11 protein-coding genes and 2 pseudogenes are annotated in these 15,465 nt (G+C 58.1%); 2 read left to right on the forward strand and 11 right to left on the reverse strand.

All coding sequences use genetic code 11. From position 1 onward, the window contains the following. The first annotated feature begins 17 nt into the window (after positions 1–17). The gene (locus ACQKQA_RS15845) at positions 18–1,562 is read left to right on the forward strand and encodes an NCS1 family nucleobase:cation symporter-1 (protein WP_427559205.1); all 1,545 of its coding nucleotides are present in this window, start codon (positions 18–20) and stop codon (positions 1,560–1,562) included. A gap of 53 nt (positions 1,563–1,615) precedes the next feature. Then, on the forward strand, positions 1,616–2,344 hold the full coding sequence (locus ACQKQA_RS15850; protein ID WP_427559207.1) for an aspartate/glutamate racemase family protein: 729 nt from the start codon (positions 1,616–1,618) through the stop codon (positions 2,342–2,344). A gap of 64 nt (positions 2,345–2,408) precedes the next feature. On the opposite strand, the pseudogene ACQKQA_RS15855 reads toward ACQKQA_RS15850, so the two are convergent. From ACQKQA_RS15855 to ACQKQA_RS15905, 11 genes and pseudogenes are all read right to left on the reverse strand, one after another. Continuing rightward, positions 2,409–2,504 (reverse strand): annotated as a pseudogene (locus ACQKQA_RS15855) (LysR family transcriptional regulator); the annotation flags it as partial. Positions 2,505–2,566: 62 nt separating this feature from the next. Next, entirely contained in the window at positions 2,567–4,207 is a 1,641-nt protein-coding gene (locus ACQKQA_RS15860) for an acyl-CoA synthetase (RefSeq protein WP_427559210.1), read from the reverse strand. Beyond that, positions 4,204–5,373 carry an acetyl-CoA acetyltransferase gene (locus ACQKQA_RS15865; protein ID WP_427559212.1) on the reverse strand — a complete coding sequence of 390 codons (1,170 nt, stop codon included), beginning with the start codon at positions 5,371–5,373 and terminating at the stop codon, positions 4,204–4,206. Before ACQKQA_RS15865 ends, ACQKQA_RS15860 begins: the two co-directional genes overlap by 4 nt. Before the next feature lie 66 nt (positions 5,374–5,439). Continuing rightward, on the reverse strand, positions 5,440–6,264 hold the full coding sequence (locus ACQKQA_RS15870) for an IclR family transcriptional regulator (protein ID WP_427559215.1): 825 nt from the start codon (positions 6,262–6,264) through the stop codon (positions 5,440–5,442). A 456-nt stretch (positions 6,265–6,720) separates the two neighbouring features. Next, positions 6,721–7,131: a hypothetical protein gene (locus ACQKQA_RS15875; protein WP_427559218.1), complete on the reverse strand. Its 411-nt coding sequence runs from the start codon at positions 7,129–7,131 to the stop codon at positions 6,721–6,723. Positions 7,132–7,295: 164 nt separating this feature from the next. After that, positions 7,296–7,502 (reverse strand): annotated as a pseudogene (locus ACQKQA_RS15880) (EAL domain-containing protein); the annotation flags it as partial. A 121-nt stretch (positions 7,503–7,623) separates the two neighbouring features. After that, positions 7,624–11,304: a transporter substrate-binding domain-containing protein gene (locus ACQKQA_RS15885; RefSeq protein WP_427559221.1), complete on the reverse strand. Its 3,681-nt coding sequence runs from the start codon at positions 11,302–11,304 to the stop codon at positions 7,624–7,626. Then, positions 11,305–11,931 carry a response regulator gene (locus tag ACQKQA_RS15890; RefSeq protein ID WP_427559223.1) on the reverse strand — a complete coding sequence of 209 codons (627 nt, stop codon included), beginning with the start codon at positions 11,929–11,931 and terminating at the stop codon, positions 11,305–11,307. 426 nt (positions 11,932–12,357) lie between these two features. Beyond that, positions 12,358–13,704, reverse strand: coding sequence for an aspartate aminotransferase family protein (locus tag ACQKQA_RS15895; RefSeq protein ID WP_427559226.1), 1,347 nt, complete (start codon positions 13,702–13,704; stop codon positions 12,358–12,360). Between the two features lie 280 nt (positions 13,705–13,984). Further along, entirely contained in the window at positions 13,985–14,743 is a 759-nt protein-coding gene (locus ACQKQA_RS15900; protein ID WP_427559229.1) for an amino acid ABC transporter ATP-binding protein, read from the reverse strand. Next, the gene (locus ACQKQA_RS15905) at positions 14,740–15,459 is read right to left on the reverse strand and encodes an amino acid ABC transporter permease (RefSeq protein ID WP_427559231.1); all 720 of its coding nucleotides are present in this window, start codon (positions 15,457–15,459) and stop codon (positions 14,740–14,742) included. The genes ACQKQA_RS15900 and ACQKQA_RS15905 overlap by 4 nt, the downstream gene beginning before the upstream one ends. Positions 15,460–15,465 lie beyond the last annotated feature (6 nt).

The raw sequence follows: 15,465 nt of genomic DNA on the forward strand, positions 1-15,465 counted from the left end.
ATCAGGAGCCAGCCGGAATGCGTACAAGTCTTTCCCACAACATCGCACTGGATTTGCCCTCCCCCCAACCCCACGTCAACCTCGACCCCGGTATCGGCCACGGCACCGCCACGGTCGAACTCAGCCCGCGCCTGCATAACCGCGACCTGGCACCGACCAAGGCCGAAGGCCGCCGCTGGGGTGGCTACAGCATCTTCGCGCTGTGGACCAACGACGTGCACAACATCGCCAATTACTCCTTCGCCATCGGCCTGTACGCCCTGGGCCTGGGCGCCTGGCAGATCCTGCTGTCCCTGGGGATCGGCGCCGCGCTGGTGTACTTCTTCATGAACCTGTCCGGCTACATGGGCCAGAAGACCGGCGTGCCCTTTCCGGTGATCAGCCGCATCAGCTTCGGCATTCATGGCGCGCAGCTTCCGGCGCTGATCCGCGCGGTGATCGCCATCGCCTGGTTCGGCATCCAGACGTACCTGGCGTCGGTGGTGTTCCGGGTCCTGCTCACCGCCATCCACCCCGGCTTCGCCGACTACGACCACGACTCGATCCTCGGCCTGTCGAGCCTGGGCTGGGCCTGTTTCGTGGTGATCTGGCTGGTCCAGCTGGCGATCCTCGCCTACGGCATGGAAATGGTCCGGCGCTATGAAGCCTTCGCCGGCCCGGTGATCCTGGTAACCGTGGCCGCCCTCGCCGCCTGGATGTACACCCAGGCCGATGCGCGCATTGCCTGGTCGATCCACGAGCCCTTGAGCGGTGGTGAGATGTGGCGCCAGATCTTCGCCGGCGGCGCACTGTGGCTGGCGATCTACGGCACGCTGGTGCTCAACTTCTGCGACTTCGCCCGCTCCTCGCCCTGCCGCCGGACCATCAAGGTCGGCAACTTCTGGGGGCTGCCGGTGAACATCCTGGTGTTCGCGAGCATCACCGTCCTGCTCTGCGGCGCGCAGTTCCAGATCAACGGCAAGATCATCGAGAGCCCGACCGAAATCATCGCCTCGATTCCCAACACCTTCTTCCTGGTGCTCGGCTGCCTGGCGTTCCTGATCGTCACCGTGGCGGTGAACATCATGGCCAACTTCGTCGCCCCGGCCTTCGTGCTCAGCAACCTGGCGCCCAGATACCTGACCTTTCGCCGCGCCGGGCTGATCAGCGCGACCCTCGCGGTGCTGATCCTGCCGTGGAACCTCTACAACAGCCCGCTGGTGATCGTGTACTTCCTTTCCGGGCTCGGCGCTCTTCTAGGCCCGCTGTACGGGGTGATCATGGTCGACTACTGGCTGCTGCGCAAAGGCCGGATCAACGTACCCGAGCTGTACAGCGAGCACCCGCAAGGCGCGTATTTCTACAGCCACGGGGTCAACCTGCGGGCGGTGGCGGCGTTCATTCCGTCGGCGCTGATCGCCATCGTCCTGGCCCTGGTGCCGGGGTTCGCCAGCGTCTCGCCCTTCTCCTGGCTGATCGGCGCCGGCATCGCCGGGCTGCTGTACCTGATCATCGCCAAGCGCCAGCCGCACTACGCGGACGTCAGCGGCGAGTCCATCGCCGTCGACAACGTAAGCCACTGACCGAACCGCCCGCGTGCAGCGGGCCCCGACTACCTCACCGATAAGGACAGCCCATGCGTATTCTCGTGGTCAACGTCAACACCACCGACTCCATCACCCAGGCCATCGCCCGCCAGGCCCAGGCCGTGGCCGCGCCCGGTACCGAAATCATCGGCCTGACCCCGCACTTCGGCGCCGACTCCATCGAAGGCAACTTCGAAAGCTACCTGGCCGCCATCGCCGTCATGGACCGTGTGCTGTCCTACGACCAGCCGTATGACGCGGTGATCCAGGCCGGTTACGGCGAACATGGCCGCGAAGGCCTGCAGGAACTGCTCGAGGTGCCGGTGGTGGACATCACCGACGCCGCCGCCAGCACCGCGATGTTCCTCGGCCACGCCTATTCGGTGGTGACCACCCTGGACCGCACCGTGCCGCTGATCGAGGACCGCCTGAAACTCTCCGGCCTGTACGAGCGCTGCGCGTCGGTACGGGCCAGCGGCCTGGCGGTGCTGGAACTGGAAGAAGACCCGGCGCGCGCCGTCGAGTCCATCGTGCGCCAGGCCGAGCTGGCGGTCAGCGCGGACAAGGCCGAAGTGATCTGCCTGGGCTGCGGTGGAATGGCCGGCCTGGACGAACAGATCCGCCAGCGCACCGGGGTGCCGGTGGTGGACGGCGTGACCGCGGCGGTGACCATCGCCGAATCCCTGGTGCGGCTGGGGCTGTCCACCTCCAAGGTGCGGACCTATGCCACCCCACGGCCGAAGACCATCGTTGGCTGGCCGGGGCGTTTCGGGCGCTGAGCCGGCGTTTTCCTTTATTGCGGATCGCGAGCAGGCTCGCCCCCCATAAGGGAGCGAGGGTGCCTCAGGCGGCCCTGAAGCGCTGCGCCAGGCCCTGCTCGGCGAACTGCTCGATCACGCGATCGACGAAGGCCCGGGCCTTGCCTGGCAACAGTTTGTGGCGACCACTGACGTAAACCACATGCGCCGACTTCGGGCTGGGACTCACAAGATCCCGGACACTCAATGTTTCCCTTGGGCGACCGCCGCCGGCCTCAGTGCAACGGCAACGCCACGTCGCTCCAGCTCATCCCTTACAAGGAGCTTGGTTACCTTGCCATAACCGGATTTCGGGAGGGCATCCCAGAAGTAGATGTGCTTTGGCATCTTGTAGCGCGCAATCCGCGTAGCCATCCACTCAAGCAGATCCCCTTCGCTTAATATCGCACCGTCCTTGCGCACGCAGACCGCGACCCCAATTTCGCCCCATTGAGCGTCTGGCAGCCCCAGAACCGCTGCCTCGGTAATGTCCTCGTGCATGAGGATTTTTTCTTCGATTTCCCGAGGGTAGATATTGGAGCCGCCCGAAATATACATGTCCGATGATCGGCCAGTGAGGTAGACGAACCCCTCGTTGTCCATGTGCCCCATGTCCCCCGTACGGAACCAGCCGTTGCGGAACGCCTTGGCGTTCGCTTCGGGGTTGTTGTAGTAGCCCACGAATACCGCCGGACCCACGACACAGACCTCACCCGTCACACCACTTGGCAGCTCGTTGCCCTCATCGTCCTGAATCGATACCTGCATACCGGTGCGCTCGTAGCCGCATGTCGAGGCGCGGGAGGCACTTGCGGTGCCTTCATGCTCCGAAGGCGGAAGAACGGTGATATTCCCTGTCACCTCGCCGAGGCCGTAATACTGGACCAGGACAGGGCCGAGTTTTTCAAGCGCGCGCTTTTTATCGGCTTCATACATGGGAGCGCCGGCATAGACGACATGGCGCAGGCTTTGGTGATTCCACTTGTCCACGCTGGGGTGCTCTACCATCATTTTCAGAACGGTAGGCACAGTGAAAATGTTCGTGAGGCGGTGCCTTTCGATGAGCTGGAAGGCCAGGTCGATGTCAAATCTGTCGGAGGACAGCACTACCGTCGTCGCCCCCCGCGCAACAATGTTCAGCTGGTGAATGCCGGCGCCATGAGACAGCGGCGCAACAACCAGCGAGCCATCTTTGTGAGTGGTGCCGGGCAGGAGATCAGCCAAGTGGTTGTTGATGACAAACGCAAGCTGGCCGTGGGTCAACACTGCAGCTTTCGGCTTCCCTGTAGTGCCAGAGGTGAACAGGAACCAACACGGAGTGTCCCTGCCGACCGCGGCGTTTGGAACCGACTCGCCAAGGTGCTTGAAGATGAGGTCGCTGGCAAACGGACGATGGTCCTGGACGACTGGTTTCGTGCCTTCCAACCAGATGAGATCCGTCTGCGGCGCGGCCTCGCAAACAGCCGCAGCATGCTCGGGGAAATCGCTCTGGCAAAGGAAAACGCGGCTCTGTGTCACGGATGCCATGTAGAGCACTTCGCTGGGGGTGATACGAAAGTTGGTCGGCACCCATATCGCGCCCAAACGGAAGGTGGCGAACAGCGACTCGAACATCTCGCTGCTATTTTTCGAATGCACGAGCACCTTGTCGCCCGGCCCGACGCCTCGCTCGGCAAGCCCTGCCGCAAGCGCGCTGACCCGTGCGTCAAACTGCGCCCATATCCATGTCGTGTCGCCATAGATAATCGCTGGGTGATCGGGCAGGCGTCGCGCATTTTGCGTCACCCAGTTAGCGAGGTTCATGACCCGTTGGGATACCGCTGGAATTTGATCCGCCATCATCATTTCGTACGCTCCAGAATAGAGACGTAGTTGGTCACTGCCGCCCCTCCCATGTTGAAAACCCCTGCCAGTTGAGCATTCGCGACTTGCATGTCTGCGGCTTCATTCATCAGTTGCATGGCAGCCATCACATGCATCGATACGCCAGTCGCCCCCAAAGGGTGCCCCTTCGCCTTGAGCCCGCCAGAGACGTTCACTGGCAGCCGGCCATTCTTTTGCGTGAGGCCTTCACGCACGACTTTCCACCCCTCTCCGGGCTTCGCGAGCCCCATCGCCTCGTATTGCAGCATCTCGGCAATGGTGAAGCAGTCATGCGTTTCCACCAGGCTCAGGTCGTCCAAGGAAATCCCCGCGGCTTTACGCGATGTATCCCAAGCGTGTCGAGCGCCCTCGAACAGCAGCGGATCACGACGAGAGAGAGGCAAGAAATCATTGACATGCGTGCGTGCGCGAAAACGGATTGCCCGAGTCAAAGTCGCAGCAGTCTCTTCATCCGCAAGCACGATCGCCGCCGCACCGTCGGACACCAGCGAACAGTCGGTGCGGCGAAGCGGCCCTGCCACCAGGGGATTCTTTTCAGATATTTCATTACAGAACTGAAAGCCGAGATCCTTGCGAATCTGGGCGTAGGGGTTGTGCACCCCATTGGCATGATTCTTTGCTGCAATCAGCGCCAGCTCTTCACGGCGATCGCCGTAACGCTCGAAGTAAGCACTGGCGATCCGACCGAAAATTCCGGCAAACCCTTCCGGGCTTTCTTCTTCCCGGCGATAGCACCCGCTCAGCAAGATGCCCGGGATGAGGCTGGAGCTTACTGCTGTCATCTTTTCTGCGCCGATCACCAGCGCAATGCGGCCGCGGCCGCTTTCAATGAAGTCCGCGGCAGCATGGATGGCCGCAGTGCCTGTTGCGCAAGCATTCTCGACGTGCACCGCCGGGGTAAAGCGCAAAGCGGGCTCGCCCAGCGATACCAGCGCACCTTCAAACCCTTGCGGGTTGAGGCCGTTGTTATAAACGCCAACAGCGATCATATCCACATCCCCAGGGGCGACTTGGGCGTGATCCAGAGCGGCCCTCGAAACCCGTGACATCAATGACTCGATATCAGGGTCATCAAGTTTACCGAAAGGCGTATGAGCCCAACCCACAACGGTAGCCCGCTTAGACATACTTAACCCTCCAAAGTGCGTATATATTCATTCAAGCCAATGACATCAATGAACTATCGCCAAAGGCTAGGCGATATGGGACAAACTCCCCGAACGTTTCAGAAGTTGCTCTAACTTGGCTTTCTCTCTGTACAACAGTTGCGCCAATTCATTAACTCGATCGCCAGAGAACCGACCTTCGACTCCAGCAATGGTTAATGCCGCGCACAGTCCACTTCTTTCATCGCGCAGTGCCACGGCCATGCCCCATGACCCCGAAAAGACATAGCCAGCATTCAATGAATATCCATTGCGCCTCGTTTCGACGAGTTGACGCCTTACCGCCTCCACCGAGTGACCGGGATAATGTTCAGTCAATTGCCTGCCATTCTTTGCAAGCACTGCTTCGACGTCGTCATCGCTCATGGCCGCGAGCAACGCCATGCCGGCGGCACCTGCACCCAGGGGATGCCTGGCTCCAGGCTGGAGGACATGCGAGCGCAGAGGATAGGTGCCCTCCTCGCGCGCCAGGCAAACCCACTCCATGTCACGCTGAACGCACAGTAGCGCTGCATCACAGGACGCCGCCGCGATATTCAGCAGGCTTTCCGAGGCCAGGCTTTGAATTCCATACCGCTCGGCAGCAATCACACCCAGCATGTAAATATCCAGGCCCAGGAAATATCGACGGCTTTGCGGGTCTTGCACCACCAGACCATTACCGATCAATGAGATCAGCAAGCGGCGCGTGGTGGGCTTGGTCATTCCCCCGGCGCGAACCAGCTCCGACAGGGCCAAGCCAGCATGACGCGCCGTCGAGATCAGCCTGACGAGCTGCATGGCCCTATCCAGCGTCTGACTCGTCGGAGACTGCTCGCGCCCCTCACTTCCAACAACGTGAATTTCACCCATGGGCTGCTCCACCTACCTGGTCCATATATCGGACCTAAAATGTCAGATCACGAATATTAAAATTACCAAAAATTCTTGAATCAACCATATCACCAGTCAATATTGGGCACAATGCAATAATAAAAGGTCCATATTATGGACCATCAGTGTCAATTTGAGAGAGGTTGTAACCTCGGCTTGCAGCCATCAAGGCAAAGAACGGGGCGGGAGGTATTACGAATGTATTCACCCAGCGCAATCCTGAAGAAGACGTCCTGATTCTGGCAAAACGCCCGAACTCCGCCGCCGAGTTCTCCGACGAAGCAGGTCTCGCACCAAGGGGTACCTGGGGGCCGAGTTGCAGCTACACAGGGCCATCCGCTACAAAGGATGGCGTCATAGCTGGCAACTCGGAACTGGATGAGGGGGATGCCACGCTGGGCCGGGATGCATCCCACGCTGTCGCGCTTAAAAATCCTAAGGGATAAAGATTGATAGATTGAGCACGATGCCAAGCGCTACCCAAGCAAAAGCGATCACCGCCTCAAAAGGCTTGCGTGAAGGAAAAACAAGAGTGACCAATACTCCGATGAGCACGCCGGGGAAGCTAAACAGATAAACAAGCCAAATAAGTGGATCCGTACCCCAGACGTCGAGCAGGTATAAATACACAGCCATGGCCATCGCTATTCCGCCCAGTGCGTTCCACGATGCCCTAAACAGCAGAGCGACACCGAGCACGGCAGCTTGTGGCAACCAATAAGCCGCGAAGTAATCCCAGGAGTACCCCACTTTTCGACTTGTCCAGATGACAACGGCAAGGCCTAGCGCAATGCCTATTGCTGCTATAGGCATACCCGCTTTCACGTTTTTTTCTGTTAGTTTCATTCCAATTGACCTTTGTGTTTTGTAGTTGCTGTGCCGCCCCGCTAAAGAACGCTTTATTCGAGCGATAGTTTCAGCACTCAAGTTGTGCCGGGGCTTTTCGATTACCTCTGCCCCCCTCCGGCGTATGACTGACAACCAATAAGTCGCGCACTTGAGAGGCCCGCTCAACAGCTGGCCGCAATCCCTCGCTGAAGATTCAGCCAATTCAACAAACTGGCCGCCGACATCGGCCGCACGCACAAGTAGCCCTACCCTTGTGTACACCCAAGCTCCAGCAGCACTTTGCGTTGTTCTTCGGTTTCGATTCCTTCCACCACCACTGACATACCCAACGCCTCGCCCAGCGCCAGGGCGCTACTGATAACGGCGCGGGACGCGGCTCAGGTGCAGCTCACAATCAAATGAATGAGCCAATTGTCTGAGCTTGGCCAGCAGGTTTCTTTAGGAAACTTCCTTCTCGATGTAGGACTTTTCCCAGAGTCATGACCTGCTCTACTCGACTGCAACGCTAGCGCCGATATCTGCAATGTCTGGATCAACCATGTGCTGCTCCAACGCATGCGCCAATCGCTCCATCGCTTGTTGCAACGCATCTACCGCTTCTGTCAGAGCGGCAGCGTCCCCCCCCGTGCAGACGGCCTCCAATTGCTCGCAGCACTGGATCAGGCTGCTCGCCTTGATGATCCGCGCCCCGCCCTTGACCCGGTGGGCCAGATCGGAAAGTCCCGACAAGTCGTGTTCGCCGAACAACTTGATGAGCCGCAACATATCCTCTTCGTTACTGCTGGTCAGATCCCCCAGCAATTTCCTGATCGCACTGTGATCGCCACGGGTCAGCTGTTGCAGGCTGCTCAGATTGATGTCGCCCTCGACAACAGGGCTCAGGACGCCATGGACAGATGACTGCGCCCCGGACTGCACCGAGGCGAGTCGGGCACTCAGGTCGCCCAGACTGATGGGTTTGAACAGGCAATCGTCCATCCCCTCCGCCACACAGCGGTCTTTTTCCTCAGGCTGGGCATTGGCGGTAAGACCGAGGATCAAGCAAGGCTCGGCCCCCGAGGACTTTTCTTCATCGCGGATGGCCCGGGTCAATTCATAACCGTTCATGACCGGCATGTTGCAGTCGGTGATCACCACATCGAAGTGATCATTACGCCAGGCCCGCAGGCCATGGGCACCATCCTCGGCATCGCTGACACTGTGACCGAGGTAAGACAATTGCCGGGAGAGCAGCAATCGGTTGGCCGGGTAATCGTCGACCACCAGAATGTTCAGCACACTCGCCTGATCCGTGAGTTCGGCCGTGGGCAACTCGGCCGCGGGCGCAGATTGCAGGATCAGCAGATCCAGGCGGATATCAATCTGCGTGCCCTTGCCCGGCACGCTGGCCAGGTGCAATTGCCCGTCCATCATTTCACACAGGGTACGACTGATGACCAGACCCAATCCCGAACCGCCCCGTGCCGACTGATGATTATTGCGGGCCTGGCCGAACGAATTGAACAACAGCGCCTGATCTTCGGCCGAAATGCCGATGCCGGAATCCTTCACCTGGACATGAATCGCCAGCCGCTCGCCACACACGCCGAGCACAGCCTGAACGCTCAAACACACTTCGCCTTCGTCGGTGAACTTGATCGCATTGCTCAGAAGGTTGGACAGAATCTGTTTGAAACGCAGAGGGTCGATCAAGACATCGCGACTGGCCTTGAGGTCGAAATCCAGCAACAGCCGCACCCCCTTCTGCCGCGCCACCCCTTCGAACATGCGCACTACCGACTCGACCAACTCACGCAGGCTGACCCGTTCCGGGGTCAGGGACAGGCGGCCGGATTCAATGCGTGCGATATCAAGAATGTCGCCAATCAGGTCCTGCAACCCCCGGGCTGCCCCCGAGGCCACCTCGATCGCGAAGCGGTCCATGACACCTTGATCGGCCTGCTTCATCGCCAGTTCGAGCATGCCGATCACGGCATTCATCGGCGTGCGGATTTCATGGCTCATGTTGGCCAGAAAAGTGGTTTTTGCCCGGTTGGCGTCGTCGGCACTTTTCTTGGCATTCTGCAATTGATCCATCAGGCGCTGACGATCACTGATGTCGATCCAGCCGGCAATGATGCCGGCAACCACGCCATCACTGGTGCGATACGGCAACATCCAGTGGTACACCGTGTGGACCACACCGTCACTGTGGGTGTAGGCGCGATCCTGTATCCATCGCGTACCGCTCTCCATCACCTTCATGTACTCGGCCTGGAGCGTCAGAGCATCGGAATGGCCAACCACTGTGCTCTCGGTAATTCGCTGGCCCATCACGGTCTCGCGCGGGACGCCCAGCACTTTAAGGTAGGCAGAGTTGCAACTCACCAGTCGCCCCTCGCGGTCGCGCACGTAAATCGGATGGGGCGTTCCATCGATCAAGGCACTCATGAACTCCATCTGATCGTTGAGCGCCAGCTCGGCTTTTTCCCGAGTGGACACCAACTTGCGCAGATGAACAATCCAGACCAGCGCCAGTATCAACAACAACGTGAAGATGACATATCCCCGGATGACCGCCTCGCGATGGTGCAGCCAGCGGTCATGACCGATCATCGCATCGTGGAGCCAACGACCCGTCAGTTCATCCAGTTCCTCCGGAGGAATGCTTTGCAGGGCCTTGTCCAGAATCGAGTACAGCTCCAGCGCCCCGCGGTCGGTGGCGAACCCCGTCTGGGCCAACAGTGGACCGACCACATTGGCCGCCCGCAAGCGGTCGCGGTACTGGCGCAGAATCAGGTAACGCCCGTTGATCAGCGAATTGATGGCACCGTCCGCCTCGCCTTTGTCCACCAGCGCCATGGCCTCGGCCGACGTCACGGTCTCGATCAACTGGATGCCCGGGAATGTTTCGCTGATGAAATCATGCAGCGCATTGCCGCGCCTGAGCGCTAGTTTTTTACCGAGCATGCTCTCCAATGTTTCTGGACTGCCCGCCCCGCCCCGCGTGATCAGGACAAACGGGCCGGTCAAATAAGGCCGAGTTAACCGCAGTTCGCCTTCATGGACGGTACTGGGTGTGAACGCCGCAATCAGGTCCGCATTGCCGGCCCGGACCTGCTCGATCAGTTTGTCCATCGAGTTGCCGCGCAGTACATCGAACTTCAAACCGGTGCGCTGACTGATCTTGGCCAGGACCTCGACGCTGATACCCCGGAACTCACCCTGCCCATTGAAGAAGGAGACCGGAGCAAGACCGTCGTTGACGGCCACGGTCAGGCGCGGGTGTTTTTGCATCCAGCGTTGCTCGGCCGCGCTGAACTTAAGGGGTTCAAAGCCGGTGATGCTCATGCCTGCCGCACCCCAACGGCGCAGAATCGTCGTGCGCTCGGTGATCGGGATGACCTCCAGGGCGGCATTGACGATGCGCAGGAGCTGAGGGTTGCGCTGATGCAGGGCGAACGAAAAATGCGCGCTGTACGCACTCGGCAAGGTCGCCAGATGGACGTCGTTGAGGAAGTACTTACTGACCAGATAATGGGTACTGACGGCATCGCCCAGGTAAGCATCGACCTGATTGAATGCCACGGCGCCGATCGCGCTCTGGATCGAGGGGTAAAGTCGCAGATCGGCTTTGGGGTAGACCGCACCGATCACGTCCGTCGGCTGGAAATTATCGAGTATGGCCAAGCGGCTGACGCCCAGGTCTGGCGCCAACACCTGGCCGGCGCCGCTGCGCGTTACCAACACCGATGGGGCCTGCACGTAGGCACCGGTGAGCGTCAGCTCGGGATCGGCCCCATCGAAACTGTTTGCACTCCCCACCAGATCCAGCTCACCGCTCCTGAGTGCCCGCAGCGCCTCGGCCCGGGAATCGAAACGCAGCACCTCGATCCTGATGTGCAACATCCTGGCCAGCAGCTCGGCATAATCGGCCGTAATGCCCTCATAATCCTGGCCACCGATGGTCATATCGAAGGGCGCATAATCCGGGGCCGACACCCCCAGTCGCAGTGAGCTTTTGTTGCGCAACCAGCGCCAGTCCGCCTCCTCCAGAACGACCGCAGGGGTTTCGCCATTCGAGCGACCGAAGAGGTTCAGGGTTTGCACCGCGCCCTGCGCCGGCGCAACACACCCCACCGGGCCGAGCAGACAGGCGGCCAGCCCGAAGCAACGCAGAAGAGTGTTCATTCAGATCAGATTATTGCGCTTGGCAAAGTCGGCCAGGTACACCACCGACTTTACATTGAGCTTTTCAATGAGGCGGGTTTTATAGGTGCTGACGGTCTTGTTGCTCAGCAACATGGCATCACCGATTTCTTTGTTACTCAAGCCTCGGGCAAGTTGCTGCAAAATGATCAGCTCCCGATCCGACAGGCCGCGAATCATCTCCAGTTCGGTGGAGTCGATACCGCTTCGGCGTACAGAGCTCACTGCAAGATTGGGAAAAAGGGTATAGCCGGCCATCAGCGCCTTGATCGCTTTGCTCAGCTCGCTCAATTCATCGGTTTTCGAGACATAACCGGCAGCGCCTGCCTTCATGCAGCGCATGGCATAAAACGCCGCGGGCTGAGAGGTCAATACCAGGATCTTGCTCGACAGTTTCAACCCACTGATCCGGTTGATGACTTCCAATCCATCCAGCCTGGATATGGCGATATCCAGCAGGATCAGTTCCGGCTCATGCTGGCGAGCCATTTGCACAGCATCGGCGCCATTGTCAGCCTCGGCGGCGACTTCAAATTGCTCACGCTCCAGCAATACCTTTACCGCCGCTCGAATGAACGGATGATCGTCGACAATCACAGCCTTATGCATTTGAACCTCACTGCAATACGCACAGAAAAATACCAGTGACGGAAAGGGCCATGCCTCACAAAAATATTTAACGAATCACCGACTTATGCCGCCCGCGTCACTCAGTAATCAGGCAGTTATATCGATCTACTTCAGGAATCGAGACTTACGCTTTCAAGTAGGTGAATCCGGCTCTTGCAACCACCGCAGGAACCGTGAGGAGCACATCTCGCCAGTTACTCTGCAAATGACTTAATGTAAAAATTCTGGCAATTCCATCTCATTGGAAACGAAGGCTATCCAGCCTGATCTGTTTTATGAGTCATCCCGAATTGCTGAAAAGAAACAGAGGTTGCCAACTTCCAAATCAGTGGCCCACCCCGCGATCAATTTTCAATTGGCCAGGCGGGCCAGCTTCCAGTAGTTGGTCACTGGGTTGCGCGGTCGTTAACCCAAGGAGCCGATAGAGTTCTGGAAGGCAATTACGCCCTTCTCGAAAGACGCCAGCATTTCATCCACTTCAGCATCGGAAATAGTCAACGGCGGGCAAAACATCAGCCATTCTCCGTAGGCGGCACCTGCCGTGCGGCGTGAAAAAAGCAGCAGCCCATACTCTCGACAGATCAATCCAATTTTTTCGCTGGCTCGCACTTCATCGGGAAAGATTTCCTTCGTGTCCTTATCGATCACGATTTCGATCGCCATATGCAAACCAATACCCCGGATGTCACCGATGACTCTCGTTCTTTGCTTCAGCTCTTCCAGGCGAACCCGGATTCTTTCGCCAAGCACAGCGGCCCGCGGCATGAGACCTTCGTCCTCCAGCACTTGAAGCACCATATTGGAAGCGGCACACCCAAGCGGATTGGCGGAGTAGGTATGGCCATGCTTGAATCCACCGCTCCGCCTCACGTCCTCGACCATCCCGGAAGACGCGAGTACCGCTCCCAGAGGCGCGTAAGAGCCGCTGACACCTTTTGCCAATGTGACAATGTCGGGGCGACAGTTGGGCCAGTGATGTCCAGCGAGAAATTTTCCGGTACGACCGGCGCCGCTCATGATCTCGTCATAGACCATCAACACGCCGTAGCGGTCGCATATCTGGCGACAGCGATCGTAGTAGCCGGCAGGCGACACAAGCGCGCCCGTCGAAACACCCCCTACCGGCTCGATCATGAACGCCAAAACCGTATCAGGGCCTTCAGCAATGATGGTGTCTTCAAGTTGACGGACGCAGCGATCGATTACATCGCCGACAGATTCATGGGGCGCCCGGCGATACAGCAACGGCGCATCAACCTTCGGCATCTCGACAAACATGGGTTTGTAGGCCTTGGCATAGTCCGTGTCGCCGGTTATCCCGAGCAGGGCCGTCGTGGCGCCATGGTAGGACGGTACCCGACTGATAATCTTGTAGCGACTGGCCTGCCCCCGTGAGACAGCAACCTGGCGGGCGAACTTGATCGCGGCCTCATTGGCCTCGGAACCGCCGGAAACAAAGAACGCCGCTTCAAAGTCCCAACCGCTCAAGCGGGCAAGCCGCTCGGCCAGTTCTTGGCTTGGGTCGTTATCCCAGCGCATGCTGTGGGCATAGATGATCTTACTCATCTGCTCACGCATGGCCTCCAGAACTCTAGGATGACCATGGCCGATATTGACCGAGACAGCTCCGGAAGAGCCATCCAGCAAACGTCGTCCGTTATGATCCCAGATATAAACACCTTCGCCGCGGACAACTTTGGGGAATTCGGCAGAGCCGGCAGGTGTAATGAAATGTTGATAGCGCAAAGCCATAACTAGCTCTCCATATGAGTACGAGCAAACGGCCGAACTAATCGGCTGAACAATCAATCACCATGAATTAAAATGCTGCCGCCATATTTCAGCTAACAGCGGCCTTATAGGCTCTAAAACCTTTACAGCATAAAAACAAGAGGGCTGCACACACAAAAAAATCAATTGGCAAGTTCTTGAGCGCTCGTCCTGATCATGTAATGACAGAATTCGCCCGAAGATATATATCCGAGCCGTCTACACGGGTGTTACCGAGCATCGAGTTTGGAAGTTATTATTCTCAAGCGTTAGCCGTACGCTGCAGAAAGCGTACTGTTCGTTCGTTTTTCGGGTTATCAAATAATTGCGCAGGCGGCCCTTGTTCAATAATCTTCCCACCATCCATGAACACCACTTCATCGGCAACTTCACGGGCAAAAGCCATCTCGTGAGTGACCACAATCATGGTCATGCCCTGTTTGGCCAAATCGCGCATGACATTCAACACTTCCCCTACAAGTTCGGGGTCCAGGGCGCTTGTCGGTTCGTCAAACAGCATGGCGTCCGGCCGCATCGCCAGTGCCCTGGCGATCGCCACCCGTTGTTTCTGCCCTCCTGAAATTTCATCAGGAAAGTAGTCGGCACGGTGAGCCAACCCCACTTTGGCCAACAACTCACGCGCCAGTGCCTCAACCTCTTTGGGCCGACAACCTTTAACGGTAACCGGGCCCTCCATGACATTCTGCAGTACGCTCATGTGAGGAAACAGATTGAAGTCCTGAAATACCATCCCTAGCCGGGCGCGCACGGCTGCAATCTGCTTGGGGCTGTGCGCCTTGGCCCTACCGGAAGTTGAGTCGAAAAAAATTCGTTGACCGCCCAGGAGTATCGTCCCGGAGTCCGGCTGTTCAAGGTAGTTGATGCACCTGAGCAGCGTGGACTTTCCACTGCCGGACGGACCAATGATGACTACAACTTTTCCGGTCTCTATGGTGAGGTCGATGCCATGCAATACCTCGTGATCACCATAAGCCTTGTTCAAGCTTTTCAGTTCGATCATGAGCGTTCCCCTACTGCCGATCTTTCCGGGGCAGACGCTACCCGCGCGACCTTGCGTCGATATCCGCCTTGCGTCCGTTTTTCCAACCGTCGAACCAACAACGCACAGGGATAGCTGACTGCCAGGTAGAGCACCCCACAGATGGTATAAACCGTGAAATATTCATAGTTACGGACAGCGATGATCTGGCCGGCAAACATTAACTCCTGCAACGTGACTACCGATGCAAGTGCACTGTCCTTGAATAACGCGATCAGGTAGTTACCCAGCGACGGTAGTGTCAAGCGTATCGCCTGGGGAAGAATCACTCGGCGGAATGTTTGAAGTTCACTCATGCCCATGGCCGCAGCGGCTTCCCTTTGCCCCTGCGCAATACCGTTGATACCCCCTCGATAGACTTCACTAAGGTACGCAGTCATGCTCATGGAAAGACCAATCACAGCCGCACTGAACGGCGCTACCTTGATACCGATGATCGGGAATACGTAGTACACATAAATCAATTGCAATATGACGGGCGTACCGCGGATCACCTCCACGTAGATGTGGGCTAAAGTGCGCAACACGCGGTGCCGTGACAACTGAGCCAGCGCGACAGGTACCGCCAGTACAGCGCTCAAGCTAAATACGATAACCGTCAACAATACAGTCAGACCTAGCCCCTTCAGGAACACGGGCCAATAGTCGAGTACGACTGAGAAGTTGAATAAGTTCATACTTCA

Source organism: Pseudomonas sp. NPDC089530 (genome assembly GCF_050280705.1).
Classification (GTDB): domain Bacteria; phylum Pseudomonadota; class Gammaproteobacteria; order Pseudomonadales; family Pseudomonadaceae; genus Aquipseudomonas.

Bases quoted from the DNA above. Each gene is read 5' to 3' on its own strand.
- ACQKQA_RS15860 (WP_427559210.1), bottom strand. From the start codon at position 4,207: ATGATGATGGCGGATCAAATTCCAGCGGTATCCCAACGGGTCATGAAC.
- ACQKQA_RS15905 (WP_427559231.1), bottom strand. From the start codon at position 15,459: ATGAACTTATTCAACTTCTCAGTCGTACTCGACTATTGGCCCGTGTTC.
- ACQKQA_RS15845 (WP_427559205.1), top strand. From the start codon at position 18: ATGCGTACAAGTCTTTCCCACAACATCGCACTGGATTTGCCCTCCCCC.
- ACQKQA_RS15850 (WP_427559207.1), top strand. From the start codon at position 1,616: ATGCGTATTCTCGTGGTCAACGTCAACACCACCGACTCCATCACCCAG.
- ACQKQA_RS15895 (WP_427559226.1), bottom strand. From the start codon at position 13,704: ATGGCTTTGCGCTATCAACATTTCATTACACCTGCCGGCTCTGCCGAA.
- ACQKQA_RS15900 (WP_427559229.1), bottom strand. From the start codon at position 14,743: ATGATCGAACTGAAAAGCTTGAACAAGGCTTATGGTGATCACGAGGTA.
- ACQKQA_RS15890 (WP_427559223.1), bottom strand. From the start codon at position 11,931: ATGCATAAGGCTGTGATTGTCGACGATCATCCGTTCATTCGAGCGGCG.
- ACQKQA_RS15885 (WP_427559221.1), bottom strand. From the start codon at position 11,304: ATGAACACTCTTCTGCGTTGCTTCGGGCTGGCCGCCTGTCTGCTCGGC.
- ACQKQA_RS15875 (WP_427559218.1), bottom strand. From the start codon at position 7,131: ATGAAACTAACAGAAAAAAACGTGAAAGCGGGTATGCCTATAGCAGCA.
- ACQKQA_RS15870 (WP_427559215.1), bottom strand. From the start codon at position 6,264: ATGGGTGAAATTCACGTTGTTGGAAGTGAGGGGCGCGAGCAGTCTCCG.
- ACQKQA_RS15865 (WP_427559212.1), bottom strand. From the start codon at position 5,373: ATGTCTAAGCGGGCTACCGTTGTGGGTTGGGCTCATACGCCTTTCGGT.